Genomic DNA, 18,881 nt, shown 5'->3' on the forward strand with positions numbered 1-18,881 from the left:
CGAAAGGCTTAGGATCCTATCCATGACGACTCTTCAGGGAGCGGTTGTACTGGTAGTCGGCGCCAGCGGCGGACTCGGTTCGCGCGTCGCTGCCCTGCTGGAGAGCAACGGCGCCATCGTTGCCAGGTCCTCAAAGTCAGATGGGCACGATCTGCGTGTACCTTCCGTAATCCAAGCGATGCTGGATGACACGAATGCGCACTACGGTCGTCTCGACGGGTTAGTGGTTGCGTCAGGGGTCGTGGCCTTCGGCGCAGCATCAGAACTTGAAGCCGCCACTGTGGACGAACTTTTCGCGGTGAACACGACCGGTCCGATCCACCTCATCACCAAGAGCCAGCCCTACCTCGCGGTGTCCGCACGTGAGGGCCGGGAGCCCTTCGTTGTCACATTGAGTGGCGTTGTGGCCGAGGCGCCCGTCGCTGGCCTGGCGGCGTATTCGGCGTCGAAGGCTGGACTCGCGGCCTTCGTTGTCGCAGCGGCCCGCGAGTATCGCCGGGCGGGCATCAGAATCCTGGACGCACGCCCAGGCCACACCGGCACCGCCCTGTCTGAGCATCCGATCGCCGGGACAGCGCCGCGGTTCGGCGCGGCGCTGGATCCCGACCTGGTTGCAGCGCGGATTGTCACAGCCATTGCCGACGGCGAGAAGGACCTGCCCAGTACCGCCTTCTAAGTTCGTCAGGCTCCGGCCGGTGCCCAGCCAAGGGCCGGACCCAGCCGGGTGGCGATGTCGGTGAGGATCTGGACGTAGTCCTCGTGCTCAAAGCTGAAGGGTAGTGCGAAGGCCACTTCGTCAACTTCCTGGAAACCCGCGTGGGAGTACAGTTGCTCCGCGATTTGCTCACTTGTGCCGATGAGGTCCCGGGCGAACAGCATCCTCTTCGGGCCCTGCGGGGCGGCCGTGCGGGGAGTGCGTTCGTTGACGTACTGCTGGTACTTCTCCCGCTGTGCCGCAGAGGCCGAATCGGTGGGAATGACCACCAGCCCCTGCGATACCCGGGTCCGCTCCTGCGGCTGTCCTGACGCTGCGGCCGCGTCCCGGTAGGCGCGGATCTGGGACTGCTGGATCCGGGCGAAGTCGGGTTCTTCGCCCGCGCCAGGGAAAATCACGCTGCTGGAGAGCAGGTTGAAGCCGTTTTCGCCTGCCCAGACCGCTGATTTCCGGCTTGCAGCACCGTACCAGAGGCGATCGCGCAGACCCGGGGAATGCGGTTCCACGCGGTTGGAAAACTCCTCCACCACACCCTGCTTGCCGGAGAAATCGCGGACAGGTTCGCCCGCAACCAGCCGGGCGAACCGGGCCACGCGGGCGTAGCTGAAGTCCTCCACATCCGCGGAATCGGGGTAAAGCTCATGCTTCACCGTGTCCCAGTGCATCGGTTCGCCCACGCTGAGGCCGGGGTTGATCCGGCCCCCGGCCAGCAGGTCCGTGGTGGCAATGTCCTCGGCCAGGCGCAGGGGATTCTCCCAGCCCAGCGGCGTGACGGCGGTGCCAAGCTCGATCCGGGACGTGCGCTGGCTGGCCGCAGCCATGACGGCCACGGGCGAGGAAATGCCAAACTGCAGGTGGCGGTGCCGCAGCCATGCGCTGTCGAAACCCAGCCGCTCACCCAGTTCGATGACTTGCAAAGTGGATTCGTGGCCTGCGGCCGGGTTGGCCGGATCGAAAAGTCCGATCGTGAGGAAGCCAAGCTTTCGCAGGGGGCGGTTCTGATCTGGCATGGGCTTCCTTTGCTTGGGTCTGGTGGGTGACCCCAGAATATGCTCGCTTGGCCCGCCGTTCGTGGACGGGGCAGGTGGAGGTTACCGTTTGCGACAGCGGGGCCGGTGTCCGCTCGGCAACGTCCGCAGAGCCTTCCAACTATCGTTGGGGCATGCAATCCGGCCAGCACCTGCGCCTCGTCCTGCCGCACCAGCTCTTCGGACAGCAGCTTGACCTGCCGGCTGACGGCACGGCGTTTGTACTGATCGAGCACGACCTCATGTTCCGGCAGTACGCCTTCCACTCGCACAAACTGGTCCTGCACCGGGCATCGATGGCACGCTTTGCACGGCGGCTCCGCAGCCATGGCCATGAGGTGGCCGTCTTGGCCAGCCACCCCTCCCTCACGTCGCGCACCCAGCTGGGGCAGCTCGTCCGCAGCAGCCGCCCGCGGCAGGTGACCTGGTTCGACGTCGTGGATGACTGGCTTGAGAAGGACCTGTTCGCCGGCCTCGCTGACGGCGGCTACCGGATGCAGGACGGCGACGTCCTGGAGACTCCCAACTTCCTCACAGACCGCCATCGGATCGACGAATGGTTCGCGGGCAATCCTGCCCGGATGCACGACTTCTACGTGTGGCAACGCCGCCGGCTCAACGTCCTGGTGGATGGCGGCGGCCCCGTGGGCGGCAAGTGGTCCTTTGACGCCGAGAACAGGAAGAAGCTTCCCCGCGGGTATGTTCCGGCCGCCGTCGGCCGGTTCAACAGCGGAAACGACGCCGGGCAGGCGATGTTCGACCTTGACGCACTGATGGACGACGGCGGCGGGCCGGGGGACACTCCCGACGCCAGGTCAAGCGAGGTCGAGGCAGCCATCGCCTGGGTAGCCGAGGAGTTTCCGGATGCCCCGGGGGACCCTGCTTCCTTTGCCTGGCCCACCGAAGCCGCGGAGGCCCGGAATCACCTTGACGAATTTGTCCGCGAGCGGCTTGCCGGGTTTGGTGCCTACGAGGACGCCATCTCCACCGCGCACCCGTTCATCAACCACGGGCTGCTCACCCCGGCACTCAATATCGGGCTGCTGGACCCCCGTGAGGTCCTGGACGCAGTTTTGGACGGCGCCGGCCAGGACACCCCTTTGGCTTCGCTCGAGGGTTTCGTGCGGCAGCTGATCGGATGGCGGGAGTACATGCGCGCCACCTACCGTCTCCGCGGCCGGCAGATGCGCAGCGCAAACCTGCTCAACCACACGAATGGGCTGGGCGCCGGGTGGTGGGATGCCACCACCGGGCTGGCCCCAGTGGATATGGTGATCTCCCGGGTGCTCGCCACCGGATACAGCCACCACATTGAACGGCTGATGATCCTGGGCAACGCCATGTCACTCCTGCGCATCCACCCGCACGACGTCTATGAATGGTTCATGGCCATGTACGTGGATGCCTACGACTGGGTCATGGTTCCCAACGTGTACGCGATGAGCCAGTTCGCCTCCGGTGCCGGAATCACCACCAAGCCATACGTCTCCGGCAGCAACTACCTGCGGAAAATGTCCGATCTGCCGCCGGGGGAGTGGATGCCCGACTGGGATGCCCTGTACTGGACGTTCATCGATGACCACCGTCCTGTCATGGAGCGCAACTCCAGGTCCCGGATGGCAGTCTCCCTTCTCGACTCAATGGATCCGGACACCCGGAACGGCCACCGGCGCCGCGCGAAGGCGCTGCTAAAACCGGACGACGGCGGCGCGCGGCTGCTGCGGCCGGCCCCGGACCCCGGGGCATAGGGGTCCTCCTCCCTGCCCAGCCGGCGGCGCCAACGTATCCTGACTGTGTAGGGCGCGTTCCTGGCGACTCCAGGCCCCCTTTCCCGGAATGGATTTCACAAGGAGGCGGACGCATGCCAGTCAGGCGCCTGATGCAGTACATCACCGCAGCGGCAGTGGCCGCAGTGACTCTTTCAGGCTGCTCAGGCGGCGGCAGCGCACCGGTGGTGGTGGGCGAGGCCAAGCGCGGGGGCAGCGCCACCGTGGCTGAGGTCAACGCTTTTTCCTCCTTCAACCCGTTCAGCACCGACGGCAACACGGACATCAACTCCAAGATCGGCTCAGCGACGCATTCCGGTTTCTACTACCTGGACGACAAATCCGTGGTGGTGCGGAACGATAAGTTCGGCCGCTACGAAAAGGTCTCCGATGACCCGCTCAAGGTGCGGTACACAGTCAACGAAGGCGTCAAGTGGTCCGACGGCGCGCCGATCGACGCCGGCGACCTCCTCCTGAGCTGGGCCGCAGGTTCGGGTTACTTCGACGACGCGGATCCCGCGGCAGGGACGGGCACCAGGTACTTCTCGGCCGCGTCAGCCGCCGGTGGCCTCACGGGCACGGCGTTCCCCGAACTCGGCGACGACGGCCGGTCCATTACGCTGCAGTACGCCGCGCCTTACGCGGACTGGCAGACCGCGTTCGACGTCGGCCTGCCGGCCCACGTGGTCGCCGCCAAGGCCGGGTTGAGCGACGAGGAGGACCTCGTCGACCTGATCAAGGATGCTCCCAAGGGGAACCCCGGGAAGCCGGCAGTAAATTCGGCGTTGAAGACGGTGGGAGATTTCTGGAACAACGGATTCGACACGAAATCCCTTCCCGACGACCCCGCGCTGTATCTTTCCAGCGGACCTTACATCGTGCGGGACATCGTTCCGGAAGTATCCATGAAGCTCGTTCGGAACCGCGACTACGTCTGGGGGACCGAGCCGTGGCTTGACGAGATCAACGTCCGGTTCACCGGTGCCCTTCCCGCGGCTGTTGATGCGCTCCGCAGCGGGCAGGCGGATATTATCTCGCCGCAGCCTTCTGCCGACACGGCGAAACTCTTCGCCGGCCTGGCGGACCAGGGAAACACAGTGGAGCAGTACAGCCAGTCTGGGTACGACCACCTCGACCTCAACTTTTCCGGGCCCTTCGCGGACGAAGACGTGCGCAAGGCCTTCCTGAAGGCCGTGCCCCGGCAGGCCATCGTGGATGCGGTGGTGGGGGACCTGATTGCGGACGCCAAGCCGCTTGATTCGCAGGTCTTCCTTCCCGGGCAGCCCAAGTACGCGGATACCGTGAAAAACAACGGCTCGGCCGACTACGCCAAGGTGGACATCGAGGCAGCCAAGGAACTTCTCGACGGTGCCACACCGACGGTCCGGATCCTGTACAACCGTGACAATCCCAACCGGGCCAGGGCGTTCAGCCTGATCCGCGATTCGGCGCAGCTGGCCGGTTTCCGCGTGGTTGATGCCGGCCAGGCAAACGCGGACTGGGCAAAGTCGCTTGGGGGCGCAGGGTACGACGCCGCGTTGCTGGGGTGGATCGGAACGGGCGCCGGAGTGGGCCGCATCCCCCAGATTTTCCGCACCGGGGCGGGCAGCAACTTCAACGGATTCTCCGACGGCGACGCGGACAAGGCGATGGAACAGCTGGCTACCACCACTGACCTCGGGAAACAGGACGAACTGCTGGCCGGGATCGATAAACGCATCTGGGAGAAGGCGTACGGACTGCCGCTGTACCAGACGGTCGGGGCCATAGCCTTCAACGCCCGGGTGGCCGGCGTCAAACCCAGCCCGGGTCCGCTCGGGGTGTGGTGGAACGTCTCCGATTGGCGCCTGGCCCAGCAGGGCAGCAAGAACTGATCCCACCCGGCAAATGGGTGATGCAGGCCACGCTTCGATTTCGCCGTGGCGCTACCGCCGAGTAGCATGTGACTTGCACAACTTCCGTTAACCGGTTAACGCGTTTCGAACGCCCCGGTCACGGTTTGGCAACGGAGTACCAGTATCTGGACTTCGTGCGGTTAGGCTACTCGTACATGTAGGACAGGTCACAGTTCACAGCTGTGCCCCGGCCTGCGGGGAAACACCAGATTTCCCCTCGTTATCTCCCACAACTCATAGGAGGCGGAATGCGTTTCACGCGCACTTCCAAAGCACTGGGCATCGTGGCAATCGCTGCGCTTGCCCTGACCGGGTGCGGCGCTGGAGGCGGCACCACGGAGGGGTCCAGCGACGCCACCGGTGATCCCAACAAGGTCATCACGGCCTACAGCAACGAACCACAGAACCCGCTGCTGCCGGCCAACACCAATGAGGTCTACGGCGGCCGCGTCGTCGAACTCCTCTTCGAAGGCCTGCGGACCTACGACGCCGACGGCAAGCCGGTCAACGCGTTGGCAGAATCCATTGATTCCTCCGACGCCCAGAACTGGACCATCAAGGTCAAGCAGGGCCAGAAGTTCACCAACGGTGAGGCCATCACGGCCAAGACGTTCGTTGACTCCTGGAACTTCGCAGCCAACTCGAAGAACCTGCAGAACAACGGCTTCTTCTTCGAGTCCATCGCCGGCTACGAAGAAGTGTCGGCGGTCAACAGCGAGAAGACGGCCGACGGCAAGACCAAGACCACCCCTGCCCCGACGGCCGAGACCATGTCCGGCCTGGCAGCAACCGATGACTCCACGATTACCGTGAAGCTTGCCCAGCCTGAAGCAGACTGGTCGCTGCGCCTTGGCTACTCCGCCTTCTTCCCGCTTCCTTCCGCTGCCCTGGCGGACCCGAAGACCTTCGGCGAGAACCCGGTGGGTAACGGCCCGTACAAGTTCGAGAAGGAAGGCGCCTGGGTACACGACCAGTCGATCGCCCTCGTCAAGAATGCTGACTACAGCGGCCCGCGCGAGTCCAAGAACGGTGGCGTGACCTTCAAGTTCTACACCGATCCGGGCCCCGCATACACGGATCTCCAGTCGGACAACCTGGACATCACCGATGTCCTGCCGTCCAACGCCCTGAAGACCTATGAGACGGACTTCCAGGACCGTAACGCCACCAAGGCAGTTGCCACCAACTCCACGCTGAACATCCCGCCGTACAACCCGAACTTCCAGGGTGAAGCCGGCAAGCTGCGCCGCGAGGCCCTCTCCTACGCCATCAACCGCGAGGAAATCGCCAAGGTTGTCTTCAACGGCACCCGCACCCCGGCCAAGGCCTTTGTCCCGCCGGTCATCGACGGGTTCAAGGGAGACCTCAAGGGCAGCGAAATCCTGACGTTCGACGCCGCCAAGGCCAAGGACCTCTGGGAGCAGGCCAACAAGATCCAGCCGTACGACGACTCCAAGCCGCTCCAGATTGCTTCCAACACCGATGGTGGCAACAAGGAATGGATCGACGCCGTAGCCAACGGCTTCAAGAACAACCTCGGCATCCAGGCTGAAATCCAGCCCTTCGCCAAGTTCGCTGAAGTCTTGAACCTGCGCAAGTCCCAGCAGCTCCCCGGCCTGACCCGTGCAGGCTGGCAGGGTGACTACCCGTCGCTGTACAACTTCCTCGGCCCGGTCTGGGGCACCAACGCTTCCTCCAACTACGAGAAGTACACGAACCCCGAGTTCGACAAGCTCCTCAAGGAGGGCCTGGCTGCCACATCCACCGAGGATGCAAACGCCAAGTTCAACCAGGCACAGGAAGTGCTGTTCGAGGATCTGCCCGGCCTGCCCCTGTGGGACCAGGCACGTCCGATCGTGTGGAGCAACAACGTCGTGAAGGCCGAAACCGGCTGGAACGGCAGCATCCTCTACTACAACATCACGGCTAAGTAGTCCTTGATCTAACTTGCCGCCAAGGCTAATGGGGGTCCGGTTACGGCCGGGCCCCCATTGGCTTGCACGGCAGGAAGGTATGCATGAACCTGTTCACTTCCTCCCCGGAAGGCTGGTGATACCGTGGTCCGCTTTATCCTTCGCCGGCTCCTCCAGGTGATCCCTGTCTTCATCGGCACCACCCTCCTCGTGTACTACATGGTGTTCGCCCTGCCGGGCGATCCCATCGCGGCACTGTTCGGCGACCGCCAGCCACCCCAGGCCGTCATCGATACCCTTCGCAGCCAGTACCACCTTGATGAACCCTTCATTGTCCAGTACGGCCTGTTCCTGAAGAACCTCTTCACGTTCAACCTCGGAAACGACTTCACTGGCCAGCCCATTGCGGCAAGCCTCGCCCGCGTCTTCCCTGTAACGGCGATGCTGGCCGTCGAAGCGCTGGCCATCCAGGCCATCTTCGGTGTGGCTTTCGGCGTATTCGCCGGCCTCCGCCGCGGCGGTTGGTTTGACTCCACTGTCCTGGTGGCTTCCCTGGTGGTCATCGCAGTTCCCACCTTCGTGCTGGGCTTCGTGTTCCAGCTGGTCTTTGGCGTACAACTCGGCTGGGCGAAACCCACCGTGGGCGCCAACGCCGACTGGGGCAGCCTGCTGCTACCCGCCGTCGTGCTGGGCCTTGTCTCCTTCGCGTACGTTCTCAGGCTGACCCGTGCGTCGGTCAGCGAGAACATGAACGCGGACTACGTCCGGACCGCCACAGCAAAGGGCCTGTCCCGGCCCCGGGTGGTCCTGGCACACATCCTGCGCAACTCGCTGATCCCCGTGGTGACCTACCTGGGTGCCAACCTTGGCGGCCTGATGGGCGGCGCCATCGTTACCGAAGGCATTTTCAACGTCCCGGGCGTCGGCAACAAGCTGTACCAGGCAGTCCTGCGCACTGAGGGCCCCACCATCGTGTCCATCGTCAGCGTGCTGGTGCTGGTGTTCGTGGTGTCCAACCTGCTCGTTGATCTCCTGTACGCCTGGCTTGACCCGAGGATTCGCTATGACCAGTAACAACAGCCACTTCGTGGCGCCCATCGATGAAACCCCGCTGCAGGCGACGGACGCGGTCAAGACCGACCAAGCCCCGCTCAGCCTGTGGGCAGACGCGTGGCGCAAGCTCCGCCGTCGTCCGCTGTTTATCATCTCGTCGCTGCTGATCCTCGCCCTGATCGTGATTGCGCTGTTCCCCGGCCTTTTCACGTCCACCCCGCCGAACGACGGCTGCGAACTCGGGAACTCGGAAGGCGGGCCTACTGCCGGCCACCCGTTCGGGTTTACTTTCCAGGGTTGCGACATCTACTCGCGGGTCATCCACGGCACACAGGCTTCGCTGTCCGTTGGCATCCTTTCCGTGCTCTGCGTATTGGTGATCGGTGTAACCCTCGGCGCATTGGCTGGCTATTACGGCGGCTGGGTCGATGCCGTATTGGCCCGCCTTGGCGACATCTTCTTCGCGCTGCCGCTGATCCTCGGCGCCCTGGTGATCACCCAGCTGCCGCTGTTCCGCGAGAACAAGAGCGTGTGGACAGTAGTGTTCGTCATATCGCTCCTGGCCTGGCCGCAGATGGCACGTATTACCCGTGGCGCCGTCATAGAAGTACGCAACGCAGACTTCGTCACCGCGGCGCAGGCACTCGGCGTGTCAAAGTTCAAGGCGCTGGTCCGGCACGTCCTGCCCAACGCCCTGGCACCGATCATCGTGCTGGCAACGCTGGAACTGGGCGTGTTCATCGTGGCCGAAGCCACGCTGTCCTTCCTGGGCATCGGACTGCCGCAGAGCATCATGTCGTGGGGCAATGACATTGCAGGTGCCCAGGCCTCCATCCGGACCCGGCCCGAAATCCTGCTGTTCCCGGCTGCAGCCCTGTCCATCACCGTGCTGAGCTTCATCATGCTGGGCGACGCCGTCCGTGACGCCCTCGACCCGAAGAGCCGCCAGCGATGAGAGATAAAGAGATGACAACTCCAGACGTCAGCATCGGCGAGGCCCGGGCCAACGGCAACAAGCCTCTCCTGGAAATCCGCGACCTTGCCATCACCTTCAAGACCGGCAGCGGCGAAGTCCAGGCCGTGCGCAACGCACACCTGACCATCATGCCCGGTGAGACGGTAGCCATTGTGGGGGAGTCCGGCTCGGGCAAATCCACCACGGCACTGGCGGCCATTGGGCTCCTGCCGAATAACGGCAGCGTCTCCGGCGGCCAGATCCTGCTGGACGGCGAGGACATTTCCCACGCCAGCGAGCAGCGGATGATCGAGCTGCGCGGAAATACCATCGGCATGGTTCCGCAGGACCCGATGTCCAACCTCAACCCGGTGTGGAAGATCGGTTACCAGGTGCGGGAGACACTGCGCGCCAATGGCCGTCCGAGCGGACCGGAGGACATCGCCAAGGTGCTGTCCGAAGCGGGCCTGCCCGACGCCAAACGCCGTGCGAACCAGTATCCGCATGAGTTCTCCGGCGGTATGCGCCAGCGTGCACTGATTGCGATTGGCCTTTCATGCCAGCCGCGCCTGCTGATTGCCGACGAGCCCACGTCCGCGCTGGACGTGACTGTCCAGCGGCAGATCCTGGACCACCTGGACACCATGACCACGGAACTTGGCACCTCGGTGCTGCTGATCACCCACGACCTGGGCCTGGCAGCAGAACGCGCCAACAAAGTGGTAGTCATGTACCAGGGACGCGTCGTGGAAGCGGGACCGTCACTGGAACTGCTCCGCAATCCGCAGCACCCCTACACCAAGCGCCTGGTTGAGTCCGCACCATCCCTTGCCAGCCGGCGCATCCAGGCAGCCAAGGAGCAGGGTGTTGAGACGGCAGACATGCTGGCTCCTGCAGCGGAAACGTCCGTCGCTGACAACGTCCTGCAGATCCAGGACTTGCGGAAGGTGTATAAGCTCCGCCAGGGCCTGGGTAAAGCCACGGACTTTGCGGCCGTGGATGGCGTGAGCTTCGACGTCAAGCGCGGAACAACGACCGCGATCGTGGGGGAGTCCGGTTCGGGCAAGTCCACGGTGGCCAAGATGGTGCTCCAGCTCGAAAAGCCTACCGACGGCAAGATCCTCTTCGACGGCGTGGACACCTCGCTGCTGAAGGCCGGGGACCTGTTCAAGTTCCGCCGGCGGGTGCAGCCGATCTTCCAGGACCCGTACGGCTCGCTGGACCCGATGTACAACATCTACCGCACCATCGAGGAGCCGTTGCGGGTCCATAAGATCGGTGATGCGGCCAGCCGCGAGAAAAAGGTGCGGGAACTGCTGGATCAGGTGGCACTGCCCCAGTCCGCCATGCAGCGGTACCCGAATGAGCTCTCGGGAGGCCAGCGTCAGCGCGTTGCCATTGCCCGAGCCCTCGCTCTGGACCCCGAGGTCATCATCTGTGACGAGGCGGTGTCCGCACTGGACGTCCTGGTCCAGGCGCAGGTCCTGAACCTGCTGGCTGACCTGCAGTCGAACCTGGGCCTGACCTATCTCTTCATCACCCACGACCTGGCAGTCGTCCGGCAGATTGCCGACCATGTCTGCGTCATGGAGAAGGGCCGCCTGGTGGAAACCGGAACCACCGACGAGGTCTTCGAAGCGCCGCAGCAGGCGTACACCAGGGCACTCCTGAACGCCATCCCGGGTGCGAAGCTGATGCTGCCGCCGGAAGTGGCATAAAGCCGCGATCCGTCGCTGTACAGCTGAAGGGCTGGGGCGCCACTCCGAAAGGAGCGGGGGCCTCAGCCCTTCTTGCTGCCGGCTCCGGCCTGTGCGGGGGCCGCGGCAGTGGCCGTGATGTCCGGAATTCCCAGTTCCCGGAGGCGGCGTTCCAGCACCGTCCCCAGCGCCTTCCGGCCTTCGCTGTCCATGTGGACGGGGTCCGCAAGGTGCTGCGTGAGGTTGTACTTGGTCAGCCAGTCTCCCGCACTGACAAACGTAATGCCCTGCTTGGCTGCGATGCTTGAGAGCAGGTTGTCCACCTGGCTCCGGCGGCCGCCACCGTTGTTGGCGCCCTTCGCGAGGGTGCCCACCATGACCATCCTGGTAGTGGGGTAGCGGGCTTTCATGGCCTGGACAAGGCGGTTGGCGTTGGCGGTGATCTGGGCATCCGAGGCGCCGCGGGCAGCATCGTTGCCGCCGCCTTCAATCACCACCAGTCCGGGAGTTCCCACCGGCAGCATCCAGTCGCCCCGCTCCAGGGCGTCAATGTAGTTGCCCACCTTGCCGTTGGCTGCCGTGAAGCCCGTACCGCCATAACCGCAAAAGTGGACGTTGTAGCCAAGGGAAACCAAGGCGCGGCGGGGCCAGCTGTCGTCCGGAACCGACTGGGAGTCGCCGATCAGGACAGCGGTGTTCCGTACGTTCGGCACCACTACTTCGTTCCGCCCAAAGACCGGGTTCCGGAAGACCTCCCCTGGGCGCATGGCGGGGCGGGAGAGGACCTCGGACAGGTCGGCGCCCGGCGTGTATCGGGGCGCATCCGCCGGATCCGTCGCAGCAGCCCTGAGCAGCGAAGGCGGAACCTGGTCCGGGCTGGCCGAGGCTGCCGGTGCATCCGACGCCGGAAGTTGTGCCGGTTGGCCCGGGGCCGCCAGGACGATGCCGGCGGCAATAGCAAATACCGCGATCCGCGTTAAAGCGGATGCGGGACGCATGCTGGTTTCTCGTGGTATTCGCTGCTCATCAACAGCAATAATGGGGCATAAATCCGTATTTATCCAGTGAGTGTGACTGCTCTCAATTTCCGTCCCGCGGGGGATCGACGGAGGGCAGGATTCCTGCCGGTTCCGGACCGGTTTTAGGCCATCACTTGCCACTGCGGTTAGACTTGTTGAAGGAGCCCTGTGTTATGGGCCTGATCTGTCGTGCGTTTCGGTTGGAAATGTCGCGATGACTACAGCTGACCACGGAATCGAGTCTTTACGCATGTCTGAAACCACCACCAACACCGCGGTAGCCACTGCCTCGCGCAGTGACCTCCGCAACGTCGCGATTGTGGCCCACGTTGACCACGGCAAGACCACGCTGGTTGACGCCATGCTCAAGCAGACCAACTCCTTTGCCGAGCACAACCACCTCGAAGACCGCGTGATGGACTCCGGTGACCTGGAGCGCGAAAAGGGCATCACCATCCTGGCCAAGAACACCACGGTGGCCTATAACGGACCGTCGTCCAACGGTGAAACCATCACCATCAACGTCATCGACACCCCCGGCCACGCCGACTTCGGTGGCGAGGTGGAGCGCGGCCTGTCCATGGTCGACGGCGTCGTCCTTCTCGTTGACGCGTCCGAAGGTCCGCTGCCGCAGACCCGCTTCGTCCTCCGCAAGGCCCTCGCCGCGCACCTGCCGGTGATCCTGCTGGTCAACAAGACCGACCGTCCCGACGCCCGCATCGAGGAAGTCGTCCACGAGTCCATGGACCTCCTGCTGGGCCTCGCCTCTGACCTCGCGGACGAAGTTCCGGACCTTGACCTGGACAAGATCCTCGAAGTTCCCGTTGTTTACGCTGCCGCCAAGGTTGGCCGCGCCTCCCTGGACCAGCCCGCCGATGGCGCCGCCCCGGACAACGAGGACCTTGAGCCGCTGTTCAAGACCATCATCGAGCACATCCCCGCTCCCACGTACAACCCGGAGGGCGTCCTCCAGGCGCACGTCACCAACCTTGACGCCTCCCCGTTCCTGGGCCGCCTCGCCCTGCTCCGCATCTACAACGGCACCCTGCGCAAGGGCCAGACCGTGGCCTGGGCACGCGCCAACGGTGAACTCAAGAACGTCAAGATCACCGAACTGCTGGCCACCAAGGCCCTGGACCGTGTCCCGGCCGAGTCCGCAGGGCCCGGCGAGATCGTCGCCGTCGCCGGTATCGAGGAAATCACCATCGGTGAGACCCTGACCGACGCCGAGAACCCGCAGCCGCTGCCGCTGATCACCGTGGACGATCCCGCGATCTCCATGACCATCGGTATCAACACCTCGCCGCTGGCCGGCAAGGTCAAGGGCGCCAAGGTCACCGCACGCCAGGTGAAGGACCGCCTGGACAAGGAACTGATCGGTAACGTCTCCATCAAGGTCCTCCCCACCGAGCGTCCCGACGCCTGGGAAGTCCAGGGCCGTGGCGAGCTCGCGCTGGCCATCCTCGTCGAGCAGATGCGCCGCGAAGGCTTCGAGCTGACCGTGGGCAAGCCGCAGGTAGTCACCAAGACCATCGACGGCAAGATCCACGAGCCGATGGAGCACATGACCATCGACGTCCCCGAGGAGTACCTGGGCGCCGTCACGCAGCTGATGGCCGCCCGCAAGGGCCGCATGACCAACATGGCCAACCACGGCACCGGCTGGTGCCGGATGGAATTCATCGTTCCGGCCCGTGGCCTGATCGGTTTCCGCACCAAGTTCCTCACGGACACCCGTGGCGCCGGCATCGCAGCGTCCATCTCCGAAGGCTACGAGCCGTGGGCCGGCCCCATCGAGTACCGCACCAACGGTTCCATGGTCGCCGACCGCGCCGGCGTTGTGACCCCGTTCGCCATGATCAACCTGCAGGAACGTGGCTCCTTCTTCGTGAAGCCCACCTCCGAGGTGTACGAGGGCATGATCGTCGGCGAGAACTCCCGCGCCGACGACATGGACGTCAACATCACCAAGGAAAAGAAGCTCACCAACATGCGTGCGGCTTCCTCCGACACCTTCGAGAACCTGACGCCGCCGCGCGACCTGACCCTCGAAGAGTCCCTCGAATTCGCCCGCGAAGACGAGTGTGTTGAGGTGACCCCGGACGCCATCCGCATCCGCAAGGTCATCCTGGACACCAACGAGCGCGCCAAGGCAGCCCGCGCCCGCGCCAAGTCGTAACACCCCGCAACATACAGAATGCCGCCGGCTCCCATGCCGGCGGCATTCCGCGTTTAAGCAGGCCTGCGGCTCAGCCCCGGGGGCGGCGCGGCTCCGGAGCCGGCGGAACCTCTTTGGCCGCCACCACGGCGGCGAGGGGGATCACGACGTCGGCCTGCCGCGTCCGGACGGTGCACGCACCGCCGTCGCACGAGACAAGGTGGCCCAGGGCGTCAGTGAAGCCTCCATCGATCCGGTACCGCACCACGACGCGGATTCCGGGGGCGGCAGCGGACAGGAAACCGGCGGGAGCGGGGGTGGGCAGCGTCACCACTTCATACTAGGAGGCCCGGCTAGGTTCGCGGGAACGGCGTGGGAGATAATAGGCTCAGATGTCAATAGTCCGGCCGCGCCGGGCGAAAGAGCCGGCGGGATGCCGGAACCAACGTGGAGAGGCCAGGGACGTGACGTACGTAATCGCGCAGCCGTGTGTAGATGTCAAGGACAAGGCATGCATCGAGGAATGCCCGGTCGACTGCATCTATGAGGGCGAGCGTTCGCTGTACATCCATCCGGACGAATGCGTCGACTGCGGCGCATGCGAGCCGGTGTGCCCTGTGGAAGCCATCTACTACGAGGATGACACCCCGGACGAGTGGGCTGACTACTACAAGGCGAACGTCGAGTTCTTCGACGACCTCGGCTCGCCTGGCGGCGCCGCGAAGATCGGCAACACGGGCAAGGACCACCCGATGATCGCCGCGCTGCCCCCGCAGAACCAAGACCACTGATACGGACGTAACGGTGACCGCTGCAGTGCGAACTTTCGGCCTGGACCTGCCCGACTACCCCTGGGAGGCCATGGCGCCGTACCTGGCGAAGGCTTCCGAACACTCGGGAGGGGTAGTCAACCTCTCCATCGGAACGCCGGTGGACCCCACGCCGGCCATCATCCAGGACGCGCTGAAGGCTGCAGCGAATGCCCCGGGCTATCCCACGGTCCACGGAACCCCCGCGCTCCGCGAATCCATTTCAGGCTGGTTCGAGCGCCGGCGCGGGGTATCCGGCCTGGACCCGCGCAACATCATGCCCACGGTGGGTTCGAAGGAACTTGTGGCGTGGCTCCCGCTGCTGCTTGGCCTGAAGCCGGGAGACGTCGTCGTACGTCCCAAGGTGGCTTACCCTACGTACGATATCGGCGCCACGTTCGCCGGCGTCACCTCCGTGGCCACGGACAATTTGGACGAGCTCGATGACGCCGTCCGCTCCCGGGTGCGGCTCATCTGGGTCAATTCCCCGGGCAATCCCACCGGCAGTGTGCGGGACGTGGAGTCGCTGAAGGCACTCGTGGTCCAGGCACGGGAGCTCGGCGCCGTGGTTGCCTCTGACGAATGCTACGCAGAACTCGGCTGGGGGGATTGGGACGTCCAGCGCGGCGGCCAGCCGGTCCCCAGCATCCTGGATCCGCGCGTGGCCGGCGGATCCCATGAAGGCCTGCTGGCGGTGTACTCGCTCAGCAAGCAGTCGAACGTGGCCGGCTACCGGGCGGCGTTCGTTGCCGGTGACCCGGCGCTGATGCCCAACCTGGTCAACAGCCGCAAGCATGCCGGAATGATCGTTCCGTTCCCGGTCCAGGAAGCCATGCGGGTAGCGCTCGGCGACGATGCGCACGTCGAGGCCCAGAAGGACCTCTACCGCAAACGCCGGGAGGAGCTGGTACCCGCCCTGCGCGGGTTCGGCCTCGAGATCAAGGATTCCGACGCCGGCCTGTACCTCTGGAGCTCGGCAGGGGAGAGCACCTGGGACACGGTTGCACGCCTTGCCGATCGCGGCATCGTGGTGGGGCCCGGGGTGTTCTACGGCGAAGCCGGCAACGGGTTCGTCCGCGTTGCCCTGACGGGCTCCGACGAACGGATCGGCGCTGCTGTGGAGCGGTTGTCCTGATCGCATGGGTGATCCCGTAACAATCGTGTGACTCGCAACACACTGCCCGCATTTTAGGGGCATTTGCGCCGACCCGGATTAGTGACACGTGCCCAACTGGCGGTAGTTTTTAAGTGACTATCAATGGTGGCTTTCTACAAGAAGGCAGTCCGGGTGTTGGATCCTGTCTTCTCAGGCTCAAGTGCGCGGCTCACCTGATGTTGGATCAAGCTTTCGACAGAGGCCGAGAAGCCTCATGAAGGGGACTCCATGACTGAGACCAACAACGCGGCCACCCTGCTTCACGCAGGCGGAGAGCTCAAGCTGCCGCGCATCCAGGTTATTGAAGGAAACGAAGGCTACGACGTTTCCAAGCTCCTGAAGCAGACGGGCGCAGTCACCTTCGACCCCGGCTTCATGAACACCGCGGCGACCACGTCCGCGATCACCTACATCGATGGCGATGCGGGCATCCTGCGCTACCGCGGGTACCCCATCGAGCAGCTGGCCCAGCACTCCAGCTTCCTCGAGGTGTCCTACCTCCTGATCTACGGCAACCTGCCCACGCCCACGGAACTGGACGAGTTCGACCAGAAGATCCGGCGCCACACCCTCCTGCACGAGGAGCTGAAAGGCTTCTTTGGCGGGTTCCCCCGCGACGCGCACCCCATGCCGGTGCTGTCGTCCGCAGTGTCCGCGCTGTCCACGTTCTACCAGGACTCGCTGGACCCGTTCAACGCCGAGCAGGTGGAAGTTTCCACCATCCGCCTCATGGCCAAGCTGCCGGTCATCGCTGCGTACGCGCACAAGAAGTCCATCGGCCAGCCCATGCTGTACCCGGACAACTCGCACAACCTGGTGGAGAACTTCCTCCGCCTGAGCTTTGGGCTTCCGGCCGAGCAGTACGAGGTGGACCCGGTGGTCGCCAAGGCCCTGGACCTGCTCCTCATCCTGCACGCCGACCACGAGCAGAACTGCTCCACGTCAACCGTGCGCCTGGTGGGCTCGTCCAACGCCAACCTGTTCGCGTCCGTTTCTGCCGGCATCAACGCCCTGTTCGGCCCCGCCCACGGCGGCGCCAACGAGGCTGTGCTCAAGATGCTGCGCCAGATCCAGGCCGAGGGCCTCAAGCCCGAGGACTACATGGAGAAGGTCAAGAACAAGGAAGACGGCGTCCGGCTTATGGGCTTCGGACACCGCGTGTACAAGAACTACGATCCGCGCGCCAAGATCGTCAAGGCCACTGCACACGAGATTCTCACCAAGCTCGGTGGTAACGACGAACTGCTGGACATCGCCCTCCGCCTCGAAGAGAAGGCGCTGAACGATGACTACTTCATCCAGCGCAAGCTCTACCCGAACGTGGACTTCTACACCGGCCTGATCTACAAGGCAATGGGCTTCCCCGAGAAGATGTTCACCGTGCTGTTCGCCATCGGCCGCCTCCCCGGCTGGATCGCCCAGTGGCGTGAAATGATCAGCGACCCCAACACCAAGATCGGCCGCCCGCGCCAGCTGTACATCGGCGAACCGGAGCGCGACTACCCCGTCCGCTGATTTCGCCCACATTGCGTTAACTACGACGGCGGCCGCCCACCTTCCACAGGTGGGCGGCCGCCGTCGGCAGTACCGGTAGTTGAAAAGCGTCAGGAAGCGTAGCCCTGGGGGTTGTTCTTCTGCCAGCGCCAGTGGTCCTCGCACATCTGGTCCACGGTCTTGGTGGTGGACCAGCCCAGGTCCGCCAGTGCGGAGGCGGCGTCCGCCCAGAAGGCCGGGAGGTCGCCTGCACGGCGCTCCGTGATTTCGTAGGGGATGGGCTCGCCCACGGCCTTTTCGAAGGAGCGGAGGACTTCAAGTACGGATGAGCCCCTGCCGGAGCCAAGGTTCCAGCGGAACACGCCGGCACGGCCGGCCACGTAGTTCAGTGCCGCGACGTGCCCTTCGGCGAGGTCCTCCACGTGGATGTAGTCGCGGAGGCATGTGCCGTCCGGGGTGTCGTAGTCGCCGCCGAAGACCATCAGCTTTTCGCGGCGGCCCACGGCCACCTGGGCGATGAACGGCACGAGGTTGTTCGGGATGCCCTGCGGGTCCTCGCCGATCCTGCCGGACGGGTGCGCGCCCACCGGGTTGAAGTAGCGCAGCAGTGCGATGTGCCAGCGCGGGTCGGCATCGCCCAGGTCCGAGAGGATGTCCTCGATCTGTTCCTTGGTGCGGCCGTAGGGGTTGTTCGCGCCGATTTCCATCTTTTCCACGTAGGGGATGGGGTTGTGCTCGCCGTAGACGGTGGCAGATGAGCTGAACACGAAAGACCGGACGTCATGGCGGTCCATGACGCGGATCAGGTTCAGCGTGCCCACCAGGTTGTTGTAGTAGTACTTCAGCGGTTCGCGGACGGACTCACCCACGGCCTTCAGCCCGGCAAAGTGGATGACGGCGTCGATGCCGGCACCGGCGAACACCTGCTCCACTGCGGCTTCGTCCACCAGGTCCACGTTGTGGAACTCCGCTGCCTTTCCGCTGAGTTCGGCAACACGCCGCAGGGACTCTTCGCTGGAGTTGACCAGATTGTCGATGACGACCACGTCGTGGCCGGCTTCCTGCAGCGAAAGGACAGTGTGGGAACCGATGTAGCCGGTGCCCCCCGTAACCAGAATTTTCATGCCTCAACCCTATCCAACCGAACACTCTCCCGCCGCCGCATTCCGGATATCGGGCAGCGGCGCCGGTCACGCGTTTGGGGCACAAGTGTGCTAAATAAT

General features: G+C 64.4%; 15 protein-coding genes. 11 read left to right on the forward strand and 4 right to left on the reverse strand.

Annotated features, from left to right (window positions below):
* Positions 1 to 22 precede the first annotated feature (22 nt).
* Entirely contained in the window at positions 23 to 676 is a 654-nt protein-coding gene (locus ACFV4R_RS00435; protein WP_377202826.1) for an SDR family NAD(P)-dependent oxidoreductase, read from the forward strand.
* Between the two features lie 5 nt (positions 677 to 681).
* Here the strand turns inward: ACFV4R_RS00435 and ACFV4R_RS00440 are convergent, their stop codons facing one another.
* Complete coding sequence (locus ACFV4R_RS00440; RefSeq protein WP_377202825.1) at positions 682 to 1,725, reverse strand: LLM class flavin-dependent oxidoreductase; 1,044 nt, start codon at positions 1,723 to 1,725, stop codon at positions 682 to 684.
* A 152-nt stretch (positions 1,726 to 1,877) separates the two neighbouring features.
* Here ACFV4R_RS00440 and ACFV4R_RS00445 point away from each other — a divergent pair, with 152 nt between their 5' ends.
* The 6 genes from ACFV4R_RS00445 (at position 1,878) to ACFV4R_RS00470 (ending at position 11,043) form a co-directional block, all read left to right on the forward strand.
* Positions 1,878 to 3,491, forward strand: a complete 1,614-nt coding sequence (locus ACFV4R_RS00445; protein ID WP_377202824.1) for a cryptochrome/photolyase family protein — start codon at positions 1,878 to 1,880, stop codon at positions 3,489 to 3,491.
* 113 nt (positions 3,492 to 3,604) lie between these two features.
* Positions 3,605 to 5,383 carry an ABC transporter family substrate-binding protein gene (locus ACFV4R_RS00450; protein ID WP_377202823.1) on the forward strand — a complete coding sequence of 593 codons (1,779 nt, stop codon included), beginning with the start codon at positions 3,605 to 3,607 and terminating at the stop codon, positions 5,381 to 5,383.
* Between the two features lie 269 nt (positions 5,384 to 5,652).
* Entirely contained in the window at positions 5,653 to 7,338 is a 1,686-nt protein-coding gene (locus ACFV4R_RS00455; RefSeq protein ID WP_377202822.1) for an ABC transporter substrate-binding protein, read from the forward strand.
* A 123-nt stretch (positions 7,339 to 7,461) separates the two neighbouring features.
* On the forward strand, positions 7,462 to 8,391 hold the full coding sequence (locus tag ACFV4R_RS00460) for an ABC transporter permease (RefSeq protein WP_056075047.1): 930 nt from the start codon (positions 7,462 to 7,464) through the stop codon (positions 8,389 to 8,391).
* Positions 8,381 to 9,325 carry an ABC transporter permease gene (locus tag ACFV4R_RS00465; protein WP_056075044.1) on the forward strand — a complete coding sequence of 315 codons (945 nt, stop codon included), beginning with the start codon at positions 8,381 to 8,383 and terminating at the stop codon, positions 9,323 to 9,325. Before ACFV4R_RS00460 ends, ACFV4R_RS00465 begins: the two co-directional genes overlap by 11 nt.
* A gap of 11 nt (positions 9,326 to 9,336) precedes the next feature.
* Complete coding sequence (locus tag ACFV4R_RS00470; protein ID WP_377202821.1) at positions 9,337 to 11,043, forward strand: dipeptide ABC transporter ATP-binding protein; 1,707 nt, start codon at positions 9,337 to 9,339, stop codon at positions 11,041 to 11,043.
* 62 nt (positions 11,044 to 11,105) lie between these two features.
* Here ACFV4R_RS00470 and ACFV4R_RS00475 read toward each other — a convergent pair whose 3' ends face one another.
* Positions 11,106 to 12,020, reverse strand: coding sequence for an SGNH/GDSL hydrolase family protein (locus ACFV4R_RS00475; RefSeq protein ID WP_377202820.1), 915 nt, complete (start codon positions 12,018 to 12,020; stop codon positions 11,106 to 11,108).
* 271 nt (positions 12,021 to 12,291) lie between these two features.
* On the opposite strand from ACFV4R_RS00475, the gene typA reads away from it, so the two are divergent.
* Positions 12,292 to 14,220, forward strand: a complete 1,929-nt coding sequence (typA, locus tag ACFV4R_RS00480; RefSeq protein WP_056075034.1) for a translational GTPase TypA — start codon at positions 12,292 to 12,294, stop codon at positions 14,218 to 14,220.
* A gap of 70 nt (positions 14,221 to 14,290) precedes the next feature.
* On the opposite strand, the gene ACFV4R_RS00485 is transcribed toward typA, so the two are convergent.
* On the reverse strand, positions 14,291 to 14,530 hold the full coding sequence (locus tag ACFV4R_RS00485; protein ID WP_377202819.1) for a hypothetical protein: 240 nt from the start codon (positions 14,528 to 14,530) through the stop codon (positions 14,291 to 14,293).
* 133 nt (positions 14,531 to 14,663) lie between these two features.
* Here ACFV4R_RS00485 and fdxA point away from each other — a divergent pair, with 133 nt between their 5' ends.
* The 3 genes from fdxA (at position 14,664) to ACFV4R_RS00500 (ending at position 17,679) form a co-directional block, all read left to right on the forward strand.
* Positions 14,664 to 14,990: a ferredoxin gene (gene fdxA / locus ACFV4R_RS00490; protein ID WP_009356972.1), complete on the forward strand. Its 327-nt coding sequence runs from the start codon at positions 14,664 to 14,666 to the stop codon at positions 14,988 to 14,990.
* 13 nt (positions 14,991 to 15,003) lie between these two features.
* Complete coding sequence (gene dapC / locus ACFV4R_RS00495) at positions 15,004 to 16,143, forward strand: succinyldiaminopimelate transaminase (protein ID WP_377202818.1); 1,140 nt, start codon at positions 15,004 to 15,006, stop codon at positions 16,141 to 16,143.
* A gap of 249 nt (positions 16,144 to 16,392) precedes the next feature.
* Entirely contained in the window at positions 16,393 to 17,679 is a 1,287-nt protein-coding gene (locus ACFV4R_RS00500) for a citrate synthase (protein WP_091721691.1), read from the forward strand.
* Positions 17,680 to 17,768: 89 nt separating this feature from the next.
* Here the strand turns inward: ACFV4R_RS00500 and galE are convergent, their stop codons facing one another.
* A complete protein-coding gene (galE, locus tag ACFV4R_RS00505) occupies positions 17,769 to 18,782 on the reverse strand; it encodes a UDP-glucose 4-epimerase GalE (protein ID WP_377202817.1) in 1,014 nt (337 codons plus the stop codon).
* Positions 18,783 to 18,881: the final 99 nt, after the last annotated feature.

The organism is Pseudarthrobacter sp. NPDC059871 (assembly GCF_042731175.1).
In the GTDB taxonomy this organism is placed as follows: Bacteria; Actinomycetota; Actinomycetes; order Actinomycetales; family Micrococcaceae; genus Arthrobacter.